Origin of the sequence: Bacillus sp. Hm123 (assembly GCF_051842975.2) — a bacterium.
Lineage (GTDB): Bacteria > Bacillota > Bacilli > Bacillales > Domibacillaceae > Bacillus_CE.
In genome coordinates this window covers 2,086,783-2,109,008 of record NZ_CM200277.1, presented here as the reverse complement: position 1 = coordinate 2,109,008, position 22,226 = coordinate 2,086,783, and the positions used below count along the sequence as shown (strand labels likewise).

Below are 22,226 nucleotides of genomic sequence, written 5' to 3'. Positions count from 1 at the left end.
TCCAGTAAAAATGAACGAATTAATGAAGCGAAAAATTGGCTTAGGCAAAAGCTTTGATGTCGGTGTTCGTGAGTTCGTCGTTTTAGGGAAGAAAGTGCATATTTACTATGTCAATGGATTATGTGATACGCTTTTTATTATCGAAATACTGGCGGAATTAACACAAATTAATGATCATGAAAAAAGAAGTATGCACATTGGAAAGATTATTGGGAATCGAATCGCTCATCAGTCTGTAGAAAAAGTTGATACAGTCGATCAAGTAATGGATCAAGTATTGTCTGGATTAATAGCCATCGTTATTGAAAATGAAGAACAAGCATTTATTGTTGATGTTCGTAGCTATCCAGGGAGACAACCGGAAGAGCCTGATACAGAAAAAGTAGTACGTGGCTCCCGCGATGGATATGTAGAAAATATTATCGTTAATACCGGGTTAACAAGAAGGCGAATTAGGGATGGTCGTCTTCGATTTGAAATGACGAAGGTTGGACAACGATCTAAAACAGATGTAGCGATCGCTTACATTGATGGGATAGCTGATCCAGATTTAGTGTCCATTGTGAGGCAGGAGTTGGATGACATTGATATTGATGGTATTCCAATGGCGGATAAGACGATTGAAGAGTTTATCGTTAAACAAGGTTATAACCCTTATCCAATTGTGAGATACACGGAAAGAGCAGATATTGGTGCCGTTCATTTGTTAGAAGGTCACGTTCTCTTGTTTGTTGATACGTCACCAAGTGTGATTATTTTGCCAGCCACTTATGTTCATCACTTACAGCACGCAGAAGAATATCGACAATCGGCTGCGGTCGGGACGTTTATTCGCTGGCTTCGCTTTTTTGCTATTCTTGCTTCGTTATTTTTATTGCCGTTATTATTGCTGTTTTCACTTGAGCCTCAACTGTTACCGAAAACGTTGGAATTTATCGGTCCTAGTAAGGAAACGAATATTCCTCTAGTGTTGCAAATTTTCATCGCTGATATTGGAATTGAATTTTTAAGAATCGCAGCCATTCATACACCGACGCCATTATCAACAGCTATGGGTTTAATTGCCGCTGTTCTTATTGGACAAATTGCGATTGACGTCGGTTTATTCGTACCCGAAGTGATTTTATATGTAGCGATTGCGGCTATTGGGACGTATGCCACTCCTAGCTATGAATTAAGCATCGCTAATAAACTATCTAGACTATGTTTGCTTGTAGCTGTTGCACTGTTTAAAGTACCAGGATTTATGATTGCCGCTACGTTCATTATTATCTTTTTAGCTCACATGCGCGCCTTAAACACGCCTTATTTATGGCCGATTCTTCCTTTTGATCCTCAAGCATTTTGGCAAATATTTATTCGGAAGACAGTTCCGACATCCAAATTGCGACCATCGATTGTCAATCCACGAGATTCAATTAGGCAACCGGTGAATGAATAACGATGTTGAGTCGCTAACGGATGTATGGTATATTACTTTTAATCTTTTTAGTTTTTAGACAGTTTGTCACGTCGACGACTGTCTATTTCTTCTTTTTTTATTATCTGAATATTGACATTTGAGAAAAAAGAAACTCAAAGAATAGAGGAGAATATATGCATACATATGGAACGGCACGTGTAAATCAATTTGGGCATTTAGAAGTGGGTGGAGTCGATTGTGTTAGTTTAGCTAATACATATGGCACACCTTTGTATATTTATGATGTCGCGTTAATACGAGAAAGAGCAAGAGGGTTTAAAGAAACGTTTGAAAAGCTTGGAGTGAGCGCGCAAGTGGCGTATGCTAGCAAAGCGTTCTCAGCCATCGGCATGATTCAATTAATAGAAGAAGAAGGACTGTCTTTAGATGTTGTATCGGGAGGCGAACTTTATACAGCTTTGAAAGCCAACTTTCCGGTGGAGAGAATCCATTTTCATGGAAACAATAAAAGTGAAGAAGAGCTTGCGATGGCGATTGAAAGTGACATTGGTTGTGTTGTTGTCGATAATTTTTATGAGCTGAATATGCTACAATCTCTTTGTGAGCAGCAAGGAAAAGCAATGAATATTTTACTTAGGGTAACTCCTGGAGTAGAGGCTCATACGCATGATTATATTACGACGGGACAAGAAGATTCGAAGTTCGGTTTTGATTTAAATAACGGTCAAGCGGAAGAAGCTATGCAATTAGCTTTGCAAATGACAGGAATCAAGCTGCTAGGAGTCCATTGTCATATCGGATCACAAATATTTGAAACGACGGGCTTTACGTTAGCGGCTCGAAAAATTATTGAAAAGCTAGCCGACTGGAAAGAACGTTATCAGTTTGAATCCGACGTATTAAACCTTGGCGGCGGCTTCGGAATTCGCTATACTGAAGAAGATGATCCACTAGAGCCTTCGCAATATGTGGAAGAAATTATTAAAGAAGTGCAAGATCAGACAGCTACTTATGGAATGGCGATGCCAGAAATTTGGATTGAGCCCGGTCGTTCTCTCGTTGGAGATGCGGGTATTACGCTATATCAAACAGGATCGGAAAAGCATGTCCCGAATGTGAGAAAGTATATTGCGATTGATGGGGGCATGAATGATAATATTCGTCCTGCTTTGTATGAAGCGAAATATGAAGCAGTGTTAGCGAATCGAGTGAACGATCCTGTAGAAGAAACAGTATCGATTGCTGGGAAGTGCTGTGAATCAGGCGATATGCTTATATGGGATTTGCCGCTTCCAAAAGCGGAGTCTGGAGATATTTTAGCGGTGTTTTGTACAGGTGCTTACGGCTACTCTATGGCTAATAACTACAATCGTATTCCGAGACCTCCTGTTGTCTTTGTCGAGAATGGACATGCTGACTTAATTATAAAAAGAGAAAGCTATGAAGATATTATTAAGCTAGATCTTCCTTTGACAAATAAGATAGGTCATAAGTGAATAACGAACTATTCGAGGTGAAGTATGAATAGAAGTAATGCCATACTTTTTATCATTTTTATGTTAATTGCATGTGGCTGGGGGTTATATTATTGGTTGTTCATCGCTTAAGTAAAGTTGAATATTTTCCATTGTTTTGTTAAAATGGTAATTATTAAAAGAGGGTTACTTGCATAATGACCATAAAATTGAAGAGGGATTTCACATGTTAATTCGTTATAAAAAGTCATTTGAAAAAGTTGCTATGGGTTTACTGTCGTTTATGCCTCAAGAAAAGGAAATAAAAAAATTGCAGGAAACGATAAAGTCCTACGAAGAAAAAAAGCATTGGCAATTGTATTTATGGAAAGATGAAGAGGTAATCGGGGTGATAGGAACAAAGGAAAAAGGAGATGTAATTGAAATTCAACATATCTCTGTCAATCCTTCCTATCGCAAGGAAGGGATCGGCAAAAAAATGGTGAAAGAGTTACAAGAGATGCACGTAGGCAAGAAGGTTGTTCCTAACTCATCTACCTCTAAATTTTTTCATAAGTGTAAAGAAGAAGACCCGACTAACTAAGTGCGGGTCTCTTCTTATTGACTCATATTTTGGACTGTTTTTCTAGCCTGTTGTTTTGCCTGCAATGATCGTTTACGAGCAGTAATTACATCTGAACGGTCTCGTAAAGAGTGTTTATGATATAGATAATCTGCTGACTCCTTTACAATCGGAAGAAAGCAAGATTGTTTTACAAGCTCATATTGTTTCTTAAGCTCTGCATGATGCATAGGAATAGACATAGGGGTGAATGGTCGTTGATGATGTAAATCTTGAAGATGAGCAGATAAAGCTTCTAAAAAAGCTTCGCTGTCAATTCCTAGTTCAGCAAGCTCTTTTTGACGTTGCTGTAGAATGTTGAGGGCTTTTGTTGCTAGTTTCCTCGCCCCGACAACATTGCCGCGGCGATGGTGATAAAGGACAACAGCTGTTTGAATAAGGCCGACCCAGACGGAATCGCGAGCTTGGTTCGTCTGTTCTTTCCAATATTCTTCTAACACCTCGTGGCATTCAAAATAATCCTGATGGTCATGAAAATGAACGAGAAAGGTTAAATAAGACAACGGATAAGAATACATGAACGTCCCCCTACACTAAATTGCGTTACACACATCTTAACATGCTGAAAACTGTTGATCAAATTCCGAAAATAGTAGTGGACAGTACCGCGGAATCCTCTATACTAAAAGTTGAGCTTTTTTTTGAGTGAACTGAAAAGAATTGGTGATAAAATATGCAATATAAAGTAAAAGTTGATGCTTTCGAAGGGCCCCTCGATTTGTTGCTACATTTAATTCAACGATTAGAGATTGACATATATGATATTCCGATGGCTGATATTACAGAGCAGTATTTATTATTCATTCATACGATGAAGGAATTAGAGTTGGATGTCGCCAGTGAATATTTAGTCATGGCTGCAACGTTATTAGCGATTAAAAGTAAAACGTTGCTCCCTTCACACGAAGAAGAGGAGGAAGTCGATTGGGTAGAAGAAGATCCGCGAGAAGAGTTAGTAGAACGACTAGTTGAGTATAAAAAGTATAAAGAAGCAGCCGAGCGTTTGAAAGAGAAAGAAGAAGAACGAGGGCAGCTTTTTACGAAAGCGCCGAGTGACTTAACAGCTTTTGAAAGCAATCAGCCGACAGCACAGGATTTACGCGTTACTGTATATGATATGCTAGGGGCATTTCATAAGCTTCTGCGCCGTAAAAAATTGCAGCGCCCAATGACGAAAAAAGTAAAAAAGCAAGAGGTTTCACTAGAAAAACGAATGGATCAAATTTTGTCCACATTAGCTAGTTGCAAACAACCAACTCGTTTTGTTGACCTTTTTCCATACGAGGATAAAGGACATATGGTCGTTAGCTTTTTAGCGGTATTAGAATTAATGAAGCGAAATGAAATTGTCGTTGAGCAGCAGAACAATTTTTCTGATCTATTTGTGACGGCGAAAGGAGGGACAACTAATGAAGGTTATTAATTGGATGAGCATTACAGAAAGTCTACTTTTCGCTGCCGGTGATGAGGGGTTGTCGTTAAAGCAAATTACTCAAGTGCTTGAAGTAGAAGAGCATGAAGCAAAAGGTATTATAAATGAATTAAAGGAACGCTATGAACAAGATCCAGATCGGGGCATTCTATTAATTGAACTCGCAGGAACCTATCAGCTAGCGACAAAGAAAGAATACGCTCCCTATATTAAAAAGCTAGTAGAAAACAGTCATTCACACACGCTTTCTCAAGCAGCTCTTGAAACGTTAGCGATTATCGCTTACAAACAGACGATCACAAGAGCGGAGATTGAAGAAATTCGTGGGGTGAAAGCAGATCGAGCGCTACAAAACCTCGTAGCGAAAGGCTTAATTAAGGAATATGGACGAGCAGAAGGACCGGGAAGACCGATTTTGTATGGCACAACGAAAGAGTTTTTAGATTGCTTCGGATTAAAGGAGATTTCAGAGCTTCCGCCATTGTCAGAAATCGAAGACAATGAACAAGAAGAAGCAGATTTATTTTTTGAGCGATTTGAACAAGTATTAAATAATGAAGAGTAGATTAAGCGGCTGAGGCCGCTTTTTTTTGTTCGTCATGTTAGAAGCTTATTTTGCATATAGTTGTACAAATAAGCGAGGGAGAGATCGGCGGATGAATAAAAAAGTGCCAGTTGTCATCCTGGCTTTCCTACTGTTCTTACTGTCAATAAACTCACCAGCACAAGCGAATACAAGTGCTGTTAGTGCGATCGTTATGGAGCAACAAAGTGGACGAGTGCTATATGCGAAAGATCCACATGAGGTGATGCGCATTGCTAGTATTACAAAAATTATGACAGCGATTATTGCGATTGAGTCAGACAAGCTTGAGGAAAAAGTAAAGGTGAGCAAGCGAGCGGTGCTAACAGAAGGATCGTCACTGTATTTAAAAAAAGGCGAGAAGATTTCGTTAGAAGATTTAGTATACGGCTTAATGCTACGCTCAGGAAATGATGCGGCTGTCGCTATCGCTGAACATGTAGGAGGAAGCAAAGAGGGGTTTGTATTTTTAATGAATGAAAAGGCAAAGGAAATTGGTATGAAAAATACTCACTTTGCTAATCCGCACGGCTTAGATGATAGTGAGAAGCATCGTTCCACCGCTTATGATATGGCACTTTTGACGAGATACGCGATGAAAAATGCTAAATATCGTGAAATAGCTGGAACGGAAAAATATCGAGTTAAAGATCCGAGTGGCGAGTGGGATCGTATCTGGCATAATAAAAACCGTTTATTGACAGAAAAATATGAATATTGCACAGGGGGAAAAACGGGTTATACGAAAAAAGCTCATCGGACGTTAGTAACAACAGCGACGAAAGGAGATATGGATTTAATTGCAGTGACATTGGATGCATCTGATGATTGGAATGACCACATTTATATGTACGAATCGAGCTTTGAGAAATATGATCCTAAAGTGATTTTGCATAAAAAAGCAATGAAGATAAACAATTCTTTTTATGACGGTCATATCTATTTAAAAAGGGATGTACTATTCCCGCTCACAAAAGAAGAGGAAGAACAACTGTCCATTCATTATAAATTGCTAAGGCCGAAAAAAAGCTGGAAGCATGGGAAGGTACCTGAAGTGGTCGGACAAGCTGAAGCTTTTTTAAATAAAGAAAAAGTATTTACAATCCCTATTTATTATAAGCAGGAGAAAAACGATGAGCAGAACTCTCTATGGGAGAAGTGGAAGGAATGGTGGTCATGATCAACGATGGTGAAATGAATCATGGTTAATTATATTTGGGTAGGGATGACCTTGATTGGACTGATTTTTGCAGCGATCAACGGCAAAATGGATGAGGTGAATAAAGCAGTATTTGAAGCCTCCGGAGAAGCGGTGACCATTTGTATCGGATTAATTAGCGTGCTTGTGTTTTGGCTTGGCATTATGAAAATAGCGGAGAAAGCTGGCATGCTCAAGCAACTCGCTCGTTTGTTCAAGCCGATGGCGAAACGATTATTTCCGGATATCCCGAATGATCATCCAGCGATGGGCTACATTTTGTCGAATATGACGGCCAATATGTTTGGGCTCGGGAACGCAGCGACGCCTTTTGGGATTAAAGCGATGGAAGAATTAAAGCGATTAAACGGGGGGAAAAGTGAAGCGAGTCGCTCCATGATTACTTTTTTAGCGATCAATACATCGAGCCTTACGATTATTCCAACGACGATCTTAGCGATCCGTTTTTCTTATGAATCCGCTTCGCCAGCGGAAATTGTGGCCCCTACCTTGTTTGCAACGGCTTGTTCTACGATGTTTGCGATCTTGATCGACCGCTATTTTCATTCTCGTCGCATCAAAAAGGGAGGGGGATAAATGGCTTGGCTCTCGATCATTTCTATTTGGATCATCCCTGTCATTATCGGCTTCATTTTACTTTACGGTACGTTCAAAAAAGTCCCCACATATGAAACGTTTGTTGAAGGGGGAAAGGAAGGCATTCATATTGCCATCTCGATTATCCCTTATTTAGTCGGAATGATGGTGTCGATTGCTATTTTTCGAGCTTCTGGTGCTCTTGAAGTGGTCGTAGATTGGCTGCGACCGCTTTTATTATCGATCGGTCTAGCACCTGAAGTGTTTCCACTTGCCTTAATTCGTCCAATTTCAGGGACGGCCGCTTTAGGAATGGTGAGTGATTTAATTGCAACTCATGGGCCGGATTCGTATATTGGCCGTTTAGCTTCTGTCATGCAAGGTAGTACAGATACGACCTTTTACGTATTGACGATTTATTTTGGAGCGGTTGGCATTAAGCAAATGGGTGATGCCTTAAAAGTCGGCTTGCTGGCCGATTTGGCCGGGTTTATAGCCGCTATTTTTATCGTTTCATGGATGTTTTCCTAAAAACTGTTCCGTTGCGGAGCAGTTTTTTTAATAGATTTGCCTTTTGTGAATAACATCTGCGGCTTTTCTTATTTCAATCAATGTGTAATAATGCATAATGACACATATTGAAGAATTTAGAGGTGATGGAATGGAGCGACTACAAAAAGTGATCGCACAAGCTGGATTTGCGTCAAGACGTAAAGCAGAGCAACTAATAATAGAAGGAAAAGTAACAGTGAACGGGAAAGTGGTAACAGAGCTCGGAACGAAAGTGTCACCTTCTGATAAAGTAGAAGTGAGCGGTGTTCCAGTTGAAGGACAAGAGAAGGTTTACTTCTTGTTTTATAAACCGCGTGGCGTCATTTCAGCAGTTTCTGATGATAAAAATCGTAAAGTTGTAACGGATTATTTTCCGTTTATTGAACAAAGAATTTTTCCGGTCGGACGGCTTGATTATGACACATCAGGGTTGCTACTGTTAACGAATGATGGTGAGTTTGCTAATTTGTTGACACATCCACGTTATGAAATTGATAAAACCTATGTGGCGCGCCTCAATGGCATTCCGCAGCGCTATATGTTAAAGCAGCTAGCTTCAGGCATCAAGCTAGAGGATGGAAAAACAGCGCCAGCAAAGGTGAAAGAGCTGTCTGCCGATAAAAAGAAGCAGAGAGCAAACATTGAAATTACGATTCATGAAGGACGTAATCGACAAGTGCGTCGTATGTTTGAAGCGATCGGCTTCGAGGTTCAAAAGTTAAAGCGTGAAAGATACGCATTTTTAACGTTAAAAGGATTGAACGCAGGGGAGTTTCGCGAGTTAACAGCTCATGAAGTGAAGCAACTACGTACATTAGCTGAAACTGGGATGTTGCGCTGACAAGAAATTGTCACACATCCCTTTTCCCCCTTTTTAGGGGAAAGACGGAAGTGGTATAATTGGTGTGAAGGTTCAATCTGTAAAATATAACAATGTTATGTTCCATCGGGAGGGGATCACTTCTTGGATAAAAGAAAACAACGGTTTATGATGCGTTCTGTCATTTTAGCTATTTTAGCGATAGCTGTCGGCTACACGCTTTATACGAATTTGACAAAAGAGGCTCGTGGGACTTTGCAAGTTGGGGAAGAGGCCCCTGATTTCGTGTTAACTGATCTTTCAGGAGAGAAGCATCAGTTGTCGGATTATAAAGGAAAAGGTGTATTCCTTAATTTCTGGGGAACATGGTGTGCTCCATGTAAAGAAGAAATGCCTCATATGGAAACGGTGTCAAAAGAATTTAAAGATCAAGGGGTAGAAGTTTTGGCTGTGAACGTTGGCGATTCGGAATTACAAACGAAGAATTTCGCTGAACAATATGGCTTAACGTTTCCGATTGCGATCGATACAACAAAAGAAGTAGAAAAGGCGTATGGAGTGAGCAGACTTCCAGCTACATATATGATTAATGCAGAAGGAAAAGTGGAAGAGATCGTTGTTGGTGGCCTCGTGAAAGAAGAACAGGTGAGAGCTTTATTTGAAAAAGTGAAACCATAATTTTAAGGAGTTTTGAAATGGAGAACGTGAAATGTGAATGTGGCCATGTCAATCCTCACGGAACAATTTTATGTGAATCCTGTGGAAGAGCGCTAACGGAAGAAGCGAAACAAGAAAAGCTACATGATATGCGCTATGAAGGCAGTGCTCGCCGATCACAAACGTATCAAAAAACAATCGTTGATAAGGTGTGGAACTTCTTTTCTTCCGTAAAGGTTGGGGTTTGGCTAATCGTTTTAACACTTGTTGCATCATCCATTGGAACCATTTTTCCGCAAAAGCTATTTATTCCTCAAAATATACCACCTGAGCAATATTATGAAGAGGTGTATGGCTTTGCGGGGAAACTATATTATCTGTTTGGCTTTTATGATTTATATAATTCTGCTTGGTTTATCGCTTTAATTGCATCTATCGGTGTATCTCTTGTCATTTGTAGCCTTGACCGTGTAATTCCTCTTTATCGCGCGTTAAAAAATCAACGAGTCGCTCGTCACGTCTCGTTTATGAATAAACAACGTTTTTTCACGAAGCAAGAAGTGAAATTGAGTGAAGAAGAATGGAATGAGGTGAAGAAGCAATTAGCTAGTAAGCGCTATAAGCTTCGAGAAGAAGAAGGTAGCTTACTCGCCGAAAAAAATCGCTTTTCTCGTTGGGGTCCTTACGTGAATCACGTCGGTCTTATTATTTTTCTATTTGGTGCGATGCTTCGTTCGATGGACGGTATGTATGTCGATGAAACATTGTTTGTTCGTGAAGGAGCTACTTTAGAAATTCCAGGGACGAACGGCGAATATTATTTAAAAAATGAAAAATTTATCGTCGAAAACTATGATAAAGACAAAGATCCTGAAGTGTTTAATCAAGCGTTGGAAAAATCAAATGGGGTAGTGAAGACGTATCAAACAAATGCCGTCCTTTATCGAGATGAAAATCAAGGACTACCTGGTGCAGAACCGAAGCTAACGAAGGTGAAATCTGGAGAAATTCGCGTAAATGAACCATTTAAATTTGATAATTACGCCCTTTATCAAGACAGTTTCACTAAAGACGAATTAAAATCGATGGAGTTTGGTTTAACGAATAAAGCGACCGAAGAAGAAGTTGGAAAGATCAAAGTTGACTTGTTAAACCCTGAAAAAGTGTACGACCTTGGGAATGGATACGAAGTTAAATTAATTGGGTACTTTCCGGACTATGATGGTTTTTCTGAAGAAGGAGAACCGACGACTAAGTCGCCTAACCCAAACAATCCTGCTTTTTTCTTTAGAATGATTTCCCCAGAGCATCCGAAAGGAGAAGTTAGTTTCGTTGCGATTCGTCAAACGCTTGAGCCGCTCGGAGAAACTGATTATAAAATGGAGTTCAAAGGGGTTGAGACACGAAACATTTCTGTGCTGACAGTACGGAAAGATTTAACGTTATGGATTTTAGCTATAGGTGGAGCGATCTTTATGATTGGTGTTGTCCAAGGTGCTTATTGGAATCATCGTCGTCTATGGATTCGCCAAATCGATAACGAAGTATACGTGGCTGCCCATACGAATAAAAACTGGCATGGGTTGAAGCGAGAAATTGATGCTGCAATCGGTTCAACGAGAGTACCGGTGTTAGAGGATCAGCAAAAGTCGTAATAGAAAGGGGAATGGAGATGTCTAGCTTAGTTCAATGGAGCGGAAATCTTCTTTATGCCGCATTTATATTATACTTAGTGGCGACAATTCTATTCGGAGGAGCCGTTCGCCAAAAGAAAGATCAGCAAAAACAAGAGGAAAACCGTTGGGGAAAGTTAGGGTTTGCGGTCACGGCGGTCGGCTTTATTGCTCAACTAGGTTATTTTATTACGAGGTGGATCGCTTCAGGCCATGCACCTGTCAGCAACTTGTTTGAATTTGTGACCTTCTTTGCGATGATGTTAGTTGGAGCATTCATTATTATTTATTTAATGTACCGTCTACCGGTGCTCGGCTTGTTTGCTTTGCCAGTGGCGACGATCATCATTGCCTATGCGAGCATGTTTCCGAGCGATATCAGCCCGCTGATTCCGGCGCTTCAAAGTCAATGGCTAGCTATTCACGTAACAACGGTCGCGGCTGCAGAAGGAATTTTGGCGATTAGCTTCGTTGCAGGATTCATTTATTTAGTAAAAAATATTGATCAATCGAAAAGAAGCAAGCAAACGATTTGGTTAGAAGTAGTGATATTTAGTCTTGTCGCAACGATCGGTTTTGTTATTGTTACAACATCGTTTAATCTGGCTGGATATGAAGCAGAATTTGACTATATTAATAAAGATGGGAATCCGGCGCAGGAAACATTTCTCATGCCGGCGATCATCGGTCCAAATGAAGGACAATTAATGACGGATAGCAAGTTTGAGCCAATCGTAGAAGTCCCTGGCTTTATTAATGCGAAAAAGCTAAATACTCTTGTTTGGTCACTAGTGGCTGGGCTCCTGCTTTATTTAGTTATTCGCCTTGTGACTCGCAAACGATTTGGCGCACTTGTACAGCCTTTTGTGAAAAATGTAAATTCAGATTTAATGGATGAAATCAGTTATCGTGCGGTCTTAATTGGGTTTCCTGTCTTTACTCTCGGAGGATTGATCTTTGCGATGATCTGGGCGCAAATTGCTTGGTCTAGATTTTGGGGGTGGGACCCGAAAGAAGTATGGGCTCTTATTACATGGTTATTTTATGCGGCCTTTTTACATCTTCGGTTATCGAAAGGTTGGCATGGGGAAAAGTCAGCCTGGCTTGCTGTGATCGGTTTTGTCATTATTATGTTCAACTTAGTAGCGGTGAACTTAGTAATAGCAGGTCTTCACTCGTATGCAACGCCGTAAATCGGAAACCTCCGCTTCTGCGCGGAGGCTTTTTCTATACAGATCGTTAATGCGAGATAAATTGAAAAAAAATACGGATTAGTTAATAATGAAAGTAATCAATAAAAAGTATGATTTATTGGATGATTAGGAGGCTGTTACGTTGGAAAATGAATTAAAGGTTTTAATCGTGGATGATGAGGAAAGAATTCGCCGTTTGTTGCGAATGTATTTAGAAAGAGAAAATTATATAATCGATGAAGCTGAAAATGGGGAAATGGCTCTTGAGATGGCTTTAAGCGAAGAATATGATTGTATTTTATTGGACTTGATGATGCCAGGGAAAGATGGAATTGAAGTGTGCAGGGAACTGAGAGAGAAGAAAGCAACGCCTGTTATTATGTTAACGGCAAAAGGTGAGGAAGCGAATCGCGTCCAAGGCTTTGAAGTCGGAACGGATGACTATATTGTGAAGCCGTTTAGTCCGCGAGAAGTCGTTCTTCGCGTAAAAGCATTATTAAGACGTTCTTCTCCAACGTCCTATTTACAAACGGATACGAAATCTAAAGACTTAATTGTATATCCACATTTAACCATCGATAATGACGCTCATCGAGTGACAGCGGATGGAGAAGAGGTCAATTTAACACCGAAGGAATATGAATTGCTATACTTTTTAGCGAAAGCGCCAGATAAAGTATTTGACCGTGAGCATTTATTAAAAGAAGTGTGGCACTATGAATTTTTCGGAGATTTACGAACAGTCGATACACATGTGAAGCGCCTTCGTGAAAAGCTAAATAAAGTATCAGAGAAGGCGGCCAAAATGATTGTCACTGTTTGGGGAGTTGGCTACAAATTTGAGGTTGTGAATGAATGAAGCTTTGGAGAAGTGTTGTAGGAAAGCTGTGGATGACGATTCTTTTACTCGTATCGTTTGTTTTGTTTTTCTTAACGATTCTACAATTAGAGTTTTTCGAGAATTATCATGCGAGAGAAGTCGAAAAGGAATTGTCTGATACAGCAACAAAGATTTCAAAAGTGCTTTCTGACCATGAAGATAAACAAACTGGTATGCAGGTGGCTTGGGATTTAGTCGATGAGCCAGTTCATCTCATTATTGCGGAGAATCAAGAGCGTTTTCATTATTCACCAGATGATGATTTGAGTAAAGTTTTAGAACAATCGAAAGTGATCAATGACCCCGTGTTATCTCAAGTGTTTACAAAGAATAAGAAAGTACAGACAGAGCTACCTATTCAAGGGGGAAGCCATTCGAATCGACATGAAAACTCGATTGTGATTGCTGTTCCGCTACATATGAAGGCTGATGAAAACGGAGCTGTCATCATTTACCAATCACTTGAAGTCATTAAAGAAACGTCTCAGCAAACAACGAGGCTGATCTTGTTAGCGGCTGGCACTGCGATTGTGCTAACGACTATTTTTGCCTTTTTCCTGTCGACAAGAATTACGGCTCCTTTAAGGAAAATGAGAGAAGCCGCAACAGAAGTGGCGAAAGGAAAATTTGATACAAAAGTGCCGATTTTAACGACGGATGAGATTGGGGCACTCGCTACATCCTTTAATCAAATGGCTAAGCAACTAAATTACAACATCCATGCACTGAACCAAGAAAAAGAGCAATTGGCAAGCATTTTAAGCAGTATGGCAGATGGAGTCATTACTTTTAATCGAGACGGGACGATCTTAATTACCAACCCACCAGCGGAGCGTTTTTTGCAAAATTGGTATTATGAAATGGGAAATACTCATCATAATGAAACGATGCCTACTTTAGTAGCTGAGCTGCTGAGAAAGGCAATTGAAACAGAGACCGAGCAAGTTGGCGAACTGCCCTTGAAGGATCGTTCTTATGTCGTCATCGTCAGCCCACTTTACAATGATAAATCCGTTCGTGGAGCGGTGGCGGTCGTTCGTGATATGTCAGAAGAGCGGCGATTAGACAAGCTCAGAAAAGATTTCATTGCGAATGTTTCTCATGAACTTAGAACACCGATTGCGATGTTACAAGGCTACAGTGAAGCGATTGTAGACGATATCGCCGGGACGGAAGAGGAAAAGAGAGAGATCGCCAAAATTATTCATGAAGAATCGTTACGAATGGGACGTCTTGTGAATGAATTGTTGGATTTAGCGCGAATGGAAGCCGGTCATATTACTTTAGAGTTAGAAGAGGTAGAGCTGTCCTCGTTTATTAAACGAGTGGCGAATAAATTTCACGGTTTAGCGAAAGAAAAGCAAGTTGAGTTGAAATTAACGATTCCTGATGAAAATAGCTATCTCGATATCGATCCAGATCGGATTGAGCAAGTGTTGACGAATTTAATTGATAATGCTCTTCGTCACACACAAGAAAACGGCTTTGTGGAAGTGAAACTAGAACGAAAAGTGGATGGCTATGAAGTGCATGTTCAAGATTCTGGTGTCGGTATTAGCGAAGAAGACTTGCCATTTGTATTTGAGCGGTTTTATAAAGGAGATAAAGCAAGAACAAGAGGCAAAGCAGGTACCGGGCTTGGGTTATCTATTGCTAAAAATATGATCAAAGCGCATCAAGGAAGTATTAAAGTGCAAAGTCGATTAGGCGAAGGCACAACCTTTACCTTTTATTTACCGCGAAAAAAATAAATCATCTAAAAGCTGGGGGAGCTATTGTTTAGTAGCTTCCTCTTTTTTTAAGTCATATTGAAAACGCTTTCGTGCATACAACTAGAAAGGCAGAGGATAAAGTGATCGCAAGGAGGCGGATCGATATGACGGATTATGCAAGGAGGTTTTTTGTTGTGTTAGCGATGGCTTTATGTATCAGTTTACTTATTCTTGCTGGAGGAATGATTTATCAAGGGAAGGAGCCGAAAAAAACGAGTATTTCTGACGGGAGAAGCTTAGAGGTGATTACATACAAATTAAATACTTCACATAATCGCTCATATTATGTATAATAGGGTCTAAAATAAATATCATTTCATCTTCGGGGCAGGGTGTGATTCCCGACCGGCGGTATAGAAGCGTTAGTTTCTGAGCCCGCGAGCCGAAAGGCAGATTTGGTGAGAATCCAAAGCCGACAGTATAGTCTGGATGGGAGAAGGTGAAGGTCTGCCAGCGTTCAAAAAGTATAGTTTTGAACGTCTATTTAAGTATGACTTCAAACTCCCTTAAGCCTTTTGCTTGAGGGATTATTTAGTTGGCAGCCTTTCTTCTTGTGTAGGATGGATGAGAAGAAGGAGAGAGTTTTGTGAGAAAGAAGAATATTCGAGTGTTAACGTCTGTTGGTTTATTAAGTACATTATCGTATTTATTAATGCTACTTAACTTTCCGGTCCCACCATTTCCAGGGTTTTTAATGGTTGACTTTAGTGAAATTCCTGCATTAATTGCCGCTATTGTTTTCGGTCCGCTTGCTGGAATTATGGTAGAGTTTATTAAAAATGTGTTGAACTTCTTTGTCGCAGGTAGTCCAACAGGAGTTCCTGTCGGTCATTTCGCTAATTTTATCGCAGGGGTGACGTTTATCCTTCCTGTGTATTATGTGTACAAGAAATTTGAATCGAAAAAAGGAATGGTCGCTGCTCTTATTGCTGGCACGACGGTAATGGCTGTAATGATGAGTGTGTTAAATTATTATGTGATTTTACCGGCTTATACGCTCTTTTTAAATGCACCAGCTATGTCAGCACCGGAAACGAAGCAACTGATCATTTCGGCTATCTTACCTTTTAATTTCGTGAAAGGGTTACTGATGACGGCTGTCTTTTTATTAATCTACTCCCGTATTCAAGTGTGGATGAAAAAACAAACCATTGCACAAAACGCTTAATAATAAATCGATGAGATCTCTACTAAACGAATAGTAGGGATCTTTTTTTAGAAGAACATTTAATAAATGCAGGCAGAATAAAAATAAATTATGATAAGCGTAAATGATTCTTTGAATAGAAATGAGGGAGATGTATGAATTTCTTAACGAGGTTTAGCTTGAAGAATGCCTTTGCTGTTTTTATCATTTCTTTTTTATTTATTTTAGGAGGATTATATTCATTTACTAAGTTAAAGATGGATCTATTGCCGAATATTGAGTTTCCGCAATTAAGTGTTGAAATTGTCTATCCGGGGGCTTCTCCACAAGATTTAAATGAGCAAGTGACTTCGAAGCTTGAAGAGCAGTTTAAAGGGCTAGAAGGAGTGAAAAAAGTCCAAAGCTCCACATTTGAAACATTATCGGTCATTAGTATGGAATTCCCTTTTAATACGGATATGGATGAAATCGAGCAGCAAGTGAATAATTTCATTCAAGAAACGGGCTTGCCTGAGCAAACGAAAACGGAAATTAACCGCTTTTCTTTTGGAAGCTTTCCGATCTTTAACTTATCTCTATTCGCTAAAGAGGGAATCGACTTACAAACGTTACTTGATGAGGAAGTTATACCCGAATTGAATACAATCAATGGATTGAACAGCGTATCTGTCGGTGGCTTGAAGGAAGAATGGCTGCAAGTCACTGTCGATCCAAATAAAGCACGTTCATATGGTTTATCGCTTTCGCAAATTAAAGATCAAATGAATGAGCGAGATTTATCGTTTCCAGCTGGAACGATTGAAGGCGATCAAATTCAAGTGCCTGTTCGTGTGCAAGAAAAGGTAGAAACGAAAGCGCAGTTAGAAAACTTGATCATTACGCCAGCTGCGTTTGTTCCTAACGCTCAACCTGTTGCTCTAAAAGAAATTGCGACGATTGAAGAAGTAAAAGATCGCGCGGAAATTACACGTTATAACGAAAAAGATGCGCTATCGATGGCGGTAACGAAGAAGCAGGATGCCAATACAGTAGAGGTCGCGAAGAAAGTCATTAGTATTATGGACAAATACGAGGGAGAGTTTGCTTACGCCGTCGGATTTGATTCAGCAGAGGGAATTGAAAAATCAGTTCGTACATTAGTAAAAGAAGGGCTATTAGGTGCGTTATTTGCTTCATTAGCGGTTTTATTATTTTTACGAAATGTGCGTGCGACGATGATCGCCATTATTTCGATTCCGTTATCGTTGCTTGTTACATCAATCTTCTTATATCAGCTAGATATTTCATTAAATATTATGACGCTTGGTGGTATGGCTGTTGCTGTTGGGCGAGTAGTTGATGATAGTATCGTGGTGATTGAAAACATCTTTAGGCGTATACGTAAATCAGGGGAAGGGATGACGAATGAGTTAATTATTCAGTCAACGAGAGAAATTTTAAAAGCGATCACTTCCTCGACGATTACGACCGTTGTTGTCTTTTTGCCGCTTGGCCTTGTTGGTGGCATTACTGGAGAGTTCTTTCTTCCGTTTGCGGTGACGATTGTTATTGCTCTTCTGACATCCTTGCTTGTATCCATTACGATTGTGCCGATTTTGGCGAAGCTCTCCTTTAAGCAGGTGCCGCAAGAAGAGAAAGAAGGACGACTGCAAACAGGGTATGTACGTGTAATTGAATGGTCATTGAATCATAAAGTGCTCGTGCTTGTCCTATCTTTAGCTACATTATTTAGTTCTTTCGCCTTCGCTTCAAGGCTAGGATTTACGTTTATTCCTAATGAAGAGCAAAAGCTATTAGCGGCAACGTTTCGCTTGCCTTCCTCTACACCTTTAGAGAAAACAAATGAATTATCTTTACAGTTAGAAAAGTATTTAGCGAGCTCTAAAGAAGTGGAAAATGTGACAACTGGGATTGGAACGAGAGATTTCCAATCAGGTCTAAAACGAGCGAACCAAGCGAATTATTTCATTTCGCTTAAAGAGGATGTTAATGTGGCGTCTTATATTCAGACACTTGAACGTGAAATGGAGGAGCTTGTTTTAACTGCGGAACCAAAAGCTGTTCTCGGCGTTCAAGAGCAACAAACAGGTGGCCCGCCTTCGAATAATAATGTCAACATCAATTTGTACTCGAACAATTTAGATCAATTACAAAAAGCCGCTCAAGTGGTGGAGAAATATATGAAAAAGCAAGACGATCTGAAATACGTGTCCAATAATTTTAGTGAAAAGCAAACACAGCTGATGGTGAAAGTTGATTCTGAGAAGGCGGCGAAAGCGGGAGTATCTAGTTTTCAAATTCTCGGGGCGATTGCCGATCAAACGGAGCCGGTTGATGTTGGTCAGCTAAAGTTAGATGGAACAGAAAAAGCTGTGCGTCTTGCCTACACAGAACACGCTAATTCGATCGATGATATAAAAAACATTCAGCTGTTTACGGCAAAAGGCCCCTTACCGATTACAGGCGTAGCAGAGATCAAAGAGGAAGAAGCCTTTACTTCGATCCAAAAGCTAGACGGCAAAGTGTTTGCTCAAATCTCTGCCCAAATTAAAGGCGATGATATCCGAACTGTATCTGAACAAGTGATTACAGGTGTTAAACAAGACTTGAATTTGCCGAAAGAAGTGAGCTTTGAAGGGGGAGGCGGAAGCGATGAAACCGTTGAAACGTTCCAAGCATTAGGGTTGGCGATGCTGATTGCTATTGGGCTCGTATACATTACGATGCTAATTACTTTTGGTCACGCACGCATCCCTTTTATCGTTCTTTCGTCTTTAATTTTTGTGCCAATTGGTTCTCTATTAGGACTTACAATTGCTCATGAACCGTTATCTGTAAGTGTGATGATCGGATTGCTTATGTTGATCGGTATCGTCACAACGAATGCGATCGTGCTAGTTGATCGAATTGGTCAAAACAGGGGGAAAAAAGGCATGGATATTCGTGAGGCGTTAATGGAAGCCGGAAAAACGAGATTGCGTCCGATTTTAATGACGGCTTTTGCGACGATTACAGCATTAATTCCGTTAGCGCTCACGACGTCATCTGGCACGTTAATTTCTAAAGGATTGGCGATCACTGTCATTGGAGGATTAACTTCATCTACTGTGTTAACGTTAATTCTTATTCCTGTGCTCTATGAACTGTTTTTCTACCGCATCGTAAAACAAGAGCAATCAAAATAGCAGAAACCCGCCAATAGGCGGGTTTCTAACTGTTTTATTCGTATTTTAGAGCATCGCCATCAAACGGGGTATCTGCGATTTTAATGGAGTCTGTTGGGCAACCTTCAAACGCATCTTGCATATCTTCTTCAAGAACATCTGGAATGATGGCTGTTCCTTCGTTATCGTCTAAAATAACGAACGCAATTCCTTCATCATCGTAATCGTAAATGTCTGGTGCAGCTGCTCCGCAAGCACCGCAAGCAATACATGTGTCTTTATCAACAATTGTATATTTTGGCATTATGAAACCTCCTTAGTGTATAGCAAATCCTCAATGGATTAAGCCAATCTTAAATCCTTGGAAAACTTCTATATTTTATTGTATATGTGATGTATTTACTTTTCAATAAAAAGTTCTCTTGGAAAAAATGATAGGGCTTTCATGAATTATCGATACTCTTTCACAAACATTTGACGTATTTCGTGATAGAATGAACAAAAGCCCAAAAGGAGACGAGAAAGTTGTTCATTCAGGCGGTTATGCTATTGATGTTTAAGCAATTAAACGGCGAGAGAACAGCCTCGTCCATTTATCATTTATTAAAAGGAAAAAAGTCTTCTCAAACGATACAGGATGCTCGTTTATTTCGATTAGATCGTTGGTTTCAAACCGCACCATTTCTCGATAGAAAGGTGTATGACAAGCAAGTCCAACTGTTGCTAGAGAAAGGCTATATAGTAGGAGATCAAAATAGCCTGTTAGTGACGGAGACAGGCGAGCGATGGCTTGCTCAGTTTAGTGACACGTTAGCTATTCTTCAACATATACAAGGCTTTAAGCTACAAGATTGCTGCTTGTTGTTTTGGAAAAGACTGACGTTACTTGTGCAAGTGACTTCTCATCTCGTATATGAGAAAAAGGACTATCAGCCGATTACAAGAGATGAATCGATTCAGTTTTGGATGAAAATGTTTCTATCTCAGCAAAAGCTATCGAAAGAGGCGTTAGCTCAAGCTTTGCACGATGAACTCATACATAGTTTGAAAAGTCAAAGCTTTGAAGACCCGCTTATACTTGTGCTTCGTTTGTCTGGAAAAAACCAAACAGGAAAAACGGTCGCACAAACGGCGGAACTTGTTCATATGGAAGAAACCGAATATTGGTATCGGTTTTTAAATTTGCTTCATTTTTTAATCGAGTACATTTATCAGCATGCCTCACAATTTCCGTTGCTATACGAGATGTTAAAGGATATATACGAATCAGTGAACTTTACTCAATCAACGAAAAAGACAGCAGAATTATTGAACAAAGGCTATTCCCTTGCTGAAATCGCTCAGCAACGAAGGCTGAAAATGAGTACAGTAGAAGATCATATCGTGGAATTAGCTTTAAATATGACGAATTTTCCACTCGAATTGTATGTGAGTGATCCACAAGCAAAGAAAATTCTAGCTGTAGCTTTGAAGCAACAGCATAAAAAACTAAAACCGATTAAAGACGAGATTCCAGATGTCACATATTTTCAAATTCGACTAGTTTTAGCTAGACATAGCAGGTGAAAGCATGGGAAATATAGAGAACATTCTATTCGAACAATTTGGTTATACTCATTTTCGTATGGGGCAAAAAGAGGTGATTGACTCCTTACTGCAAGGGCAACATACATTAGCGATGCTGCCGACAGGGACAGGGAAATCACTATGTTATCAGCTCCCTGCCTATATATTACGAGGGAGTGTCATTATCGTTTCTCCGCTTTTGTCATTAATGCAAGATCAAGTGGAGCAGTTAAAGATGCGTGGAGAAAAACGAGTGATTGCGATTAACTCTTTTTTAACTTTTACGGAGAAGAACAATGTGTTTAACCGTTTAGCATATTATCGCTTTATTTTTTTATCTCCTGAAATGTTGATGAATGAGATGGTCATTCGAGCGTTACAGAAGCTCGATATCGCTTTATTTGTTGTTGATGAGGCTCACTGTATTTCTCAGTGGGGGTACGATTTTCGCCCTGATTATCGCTTGCTCGGTCAAGCGAGAGCCAAACTAGGCCACCCGTTAACGTTAGCTTTGACGGCTACGGCTACAGCGGAGGTGAGGAAAGATATCCTTCGTTATTTACATATTGAAGAAGCGAAGGAATGGGTTTTCTCGGTGGATCGTCCGAATATCGCGATGGTCGTTGAACCATGTTCTTCTAGAGTGGAAAAACTAGAGCGGCTAGCTGAGTTAGTGGTTGGCTTAGAAAAACCGGGAATTGTTTATTTTTCCAGTCGTCGCGGAGCTGAAGAGGGAGCGGAATGGTTGAAGCAACAAGGCATTCAGCGAACGGCTTTTTATCATGGGGGAATGGTGCAGGAGGATCGCATCTTAATTCAGCAACAATTTCTACATGATGAGTTAGAAGTAATTTGTGCCACTAGTGCATTTGGGATGGGAGTCAATAAGGAGAATATTCGCTTTGTCATTCACCATCAGCCGCCGGCACAGCTAGAATCTTATTTGCAGGAAATTGGTCGTGCGGGAAGGGATGGTAACCGTTCACTTGCGGTGTTGCTTTATACGCCCGGAGATGAGGAAGTTCATGCCCTGATCATGGAAGGGGAGTTTCCGACGGACTGGCAAATAAAAAATTATTTTCTGTATCAGCCTCATCATTCGCAAGAAGAACTTATGAAGATGGTCGGTTTAAGTGATGTCCAATATCGTTTTATCCATCACTACGCTAGAGAGGTGGAGAGTGATCATCAAGAGGACAAAATGCGTTTGATTATGGAGCGGCGGGACGATAGGTTGGAGTATAAAAAACAAAAGCTCCGTTCTATGCTACAGTGGGTATGGTCAGAGCAATGTCGGCGTGAGGGAATATTGCATTTTTTTAATGAAAGTGTTCAACTAGTGCCTGATTATTGCTGTGACATTTGTGGCATCCATGCGAGTGATTTTTATGGACAGACAAAGCAGGCTGAAATGGAAGAACGTCCCGATTGGGAAACTTTGCTAGCATCGCTATTAAATATTAAAGGATGAT

General features: G+C 40.1%; 21 protein-coding genes and 1 riboswitch. Of the genes, 19 read left to right on the top strand and 2 right to left on the bottom strand.

What is annotated here, in order from left to right; genetic code table 11:
• Window positions 1–10: 10 nt before the first annotated feature.
• From ACSVDJ_RS10905 to ACSVDJ_RS10895, 3 genes are all read left to right on the top strand, one after another.
• Entirely contained in the window at window positions 11–1,441 is a 1,431-nt protein-coding gene (locus tag ACSVDJ_RS10905; protein ID WP_439169083.1) for a spore germination protein, read from the top strand.
• A 155-nt stretch (window positions 1,442–1,596) separates the two neighbouring features.
• Entirely contained in the window at window positions 1,597–2,919 is a 1,323-nt protein-coding gene (gene lysA / locus ACSVDJ_RS10900) for a diaminopimelate decarboxylase (RefSeq protein ID WP_439168718.1), read from the top strand.
• A gap of 205 nt (window positions 2,920–3,124) precedes the next feature.
• Entirely contained in the window at window positions 3,125–3,481 is a 357-nt protein-coding gene (locus ACSVDJ_RS10895; protein WP_439168716.1) for a GNAT family N-acetyltransferase, read from the top strand.
• Window positions 3,482–3,495: 14 nt separating this feature from the next.
• Here the strand turns inward: ACSVDJ_RS10895 and ACSVDJ_RS10890 are convergent, their stop codons facing one another.
• Window positions 3,496–4,038 (bottom strand): DUF309 domain-containing protein, encoded by a 543-nt coding sequence (locus ACSVDJ_RS10890; RefSeq protein WP_439168715.1) that lies wholly within the window; start codon window positions 4,036–4,038, stop codon window positions 3,496–3,498.
• Between the two features lie 155 nt (window positions 4,039–4,193).
• Between ACSVDJ_RS10890 and ACSVDJ_RS10885 the strand changes: the two genes are divergently transcribed.
• The 14 genes from ACSVDJ_RS10885 to ACSVDJ_RS10820 all read left to right on the top strand — a co-directional run bounded on the left by ACSVDJ_RS10885 (window position 4,194) and on the right by ACSVDJ_RS10820 (window position 19,209).
• Window positions 4,194–4,943, top strand: coding sequence for a segregation/condensation protein A (locus ACSVDJ_RS10885; RefSeq protein WP_439168713.1), 750 nt, complete (start codon window positions 4,194–4,196; stop codon window positions 4,941–4,943).
• Entirely contained in the window at window positions 4,930–5,517 is a 588-nt protein-coding gene (scpB, locus tag ACSVDJ_RS10880; protein ID WP_439168711.1) for an SMC-Scp complex subunit ScpB, read from the top strand. Before ACSVDJ_RS10885 ends, scpB begins: the two co-directional genes overlap by 14 nt.
• A 91-nt stretch (window positions 5,518–5,608) precedes the next feature.
• A complete protein-coding gene (locus tag ACSVDJ_RS10875; protein WP_439168709.1) occupies window positions 5,609–6,715 on the top strand; it encodes a D-alanyl-D-alanine carboxypeptidase family protein in 1,107 nt (368 codons plus the stop codon).
• Between the two features lie 21 nt (window positions 6,716–6,736).
• Window positions 6,737–7,330 carry a nucleoside recognition domain-containing protein gene (locus ACSVDJ_RS10870; protein ID WP_439168707.1) on the top strand — a complete coding sequence of 198 codons (594 nt, stop codon included), beginning with the start codon at window positions 6,737–6,739 and terminating at the stop codon, window positions 7,328–7,330.
• Entirely contained in the window at window positions 7,331–7,861 is a 531-nt protein-coding gene (locus tag ACSVDJ_RS10865) for a spore maturation protein (RefSeq protein ID WP_439168705.1), read from the top strand.
• A gap of 130 nt (window positions 7,862–7,991) precedes the next feature.
• Complete coding sequence (locus ACSVDJ_RS10860; RefSeq protein WP_439169082.1) at window positions 7,992–8,723, top strand: pseudouridine synthase; 732 nt, start codon at window positions 7,992–7,994, stop codon at window positions 8,721–8,723.
• A gap of 123 nt (window positions 8,724–8,846) precedes the next feature.
• Window positions 8,847–9,380 (top strand): thiol-disulfide oxidoreductase ResA, encoded by a 534-nt coding sequence (gene resA / locus ACSVDJ_RS10855; RefSeq protein ID WP_439168704.1) that lies wholly within the window; start codon window positions 8,847–8,849, stop codon window positions 9,378–9,380.
• Between the two features lie 17 nt (window positions 9,381–9,397).
• The gene (gene resB / locus ACSVDJ_RS10850; RefSeq protein ID WP_439168703.1) at window positions 9,398–11,014 is read left to right on the top strand and encodes a cytochrome c biogenesis protein ResB; all 1,617 of its coding nucleotides are present in this window, start codon (window positions 9,398–9,400) and stop codon (window positions 11,012–11,014) included.
• Between the two features lie 17 nt (window positions 11,015–11,031).
• Window positions 11,032–12,225, top strand: coding sequence for a c-type cytochrome biogenesis protein CcsB (gene ccsB, locus ACSVDJ_RS10845; protein ID WP_439168702.1), 1,194 nt, complete (start codon window positions 11,032–11,034; stop codon window positions 12,223–12,225).
• Window positions 12,226–12,367: 142 nt separating this feature from the next.
• Window positions 12,368–13,084, top strand: coding sequence for a response regulator transcription factor (locus tag ACSVDJ_RS10840; RefSeq protein WP_439168700.1), 717 nt, complete (start codon window positions 12,368–12,370; stop codon window positions 13,082–13,084).
• Window positions 13,081–14,856 carry an ATP-binding protein gene (locus ACSVDJ_RS10835; RefSeq protein ID WP_439168699.1) on the top strand — a complete coding sequence of 592 codons (1,776 nt, stop codon included), beginning with the start codon at window positions 13,081–13,083 and terminating at the stop codon, window positions 14,854–14,856. The genes ACSVDJ_RS10840 and ACSVDJ_RS10835 overlap by 4 nt, the downstream gene beginning before the upstream one ends.
• A 125-nt stretch (window positions 14,857–14,981) precedes the next feature.
• A complete protein-coding gene (locus ACSVDJ_RS10830; protein ID WP_518618837.1) occupies window positions 14,982–15,170 on the top strand; it encodes a hypothetical protein in 189 nt (62 codons plus the stop codon).
• Between the two features lie 21 nt (window positions 15,171–15,191).
• Window positions 15,192–15,322: riboswitch (FMN riboswitch) on the top strand.
• 141 nt (window positions 15,323–15,463) lie between these two features.
• On the top strand, window positions 15,464–16,045 hold the full coding sequence (locus ACSVDJ_RS10825; RefSeq protein WP_439168696.1) for an ECF transporter S component: 582 nt from the start codon (window positions 15,464–15,466) through the stop codon (window positions 16,043–16,045).
• 134 nt (window positions 16,046–16,179) lie between these two features.
• Entirely contained in the window at window positions 16,180–19,209 is a 3,030-nt protein-coding gene (locus tag ACSVDJ_RS10820) for an efflux RND transporter permease subunit (RefSeq protein ID WP_439168694.1), read from the top strand.
• 34 nt (window positions 19,210–19,243) lie between these two features.
• Here the strand turns inward: ACSVDJ_RS10820 and ACSVDJ_RS10815 are convergent, their stop codons facing one another.
• Entirely contained in the window at window positions 19,244–19,492 is a 249-nt protein-coding gene (locus ACSVDJ_RS10815) for a ferredoxin (RefSeq protein ID WP_439168693.1), read from the bottom strand.
• A 248-nt stretch (window positions 19,493–19,740) separates the two neighbouring features.
• Here ACSVDJ_RS10815 and ACSVDJ_RS10810 point away from each other — a divergent pair, with 248 nt between their 5' ends.
• A complete protein-coding gene (locus ACSVDJ_RS10810) occupies window positions 19,741–20,754 on the top strand; it encodes a helix-turn-helix domain-containing protein (protein WP_518620643.1) in 1,014 nt (337 codons plus the stop codon).
• Between the two features lie 4 nt (window positions 20,755–20,758).
• Window positions 20,759–22,225 (top strand): RecQ family ATP-dependent DNA helicase, encoded by a 1,467-nt coding sequence (locus ACSVDJ_RS10805; protein ID WP_439168690.1) that lies wholly within the window; start codon window positions 20,759–20,761, stop codon window positions 22,223–22,225.
• Window position 22,226 lies beyond the last annotated feature (1 nt).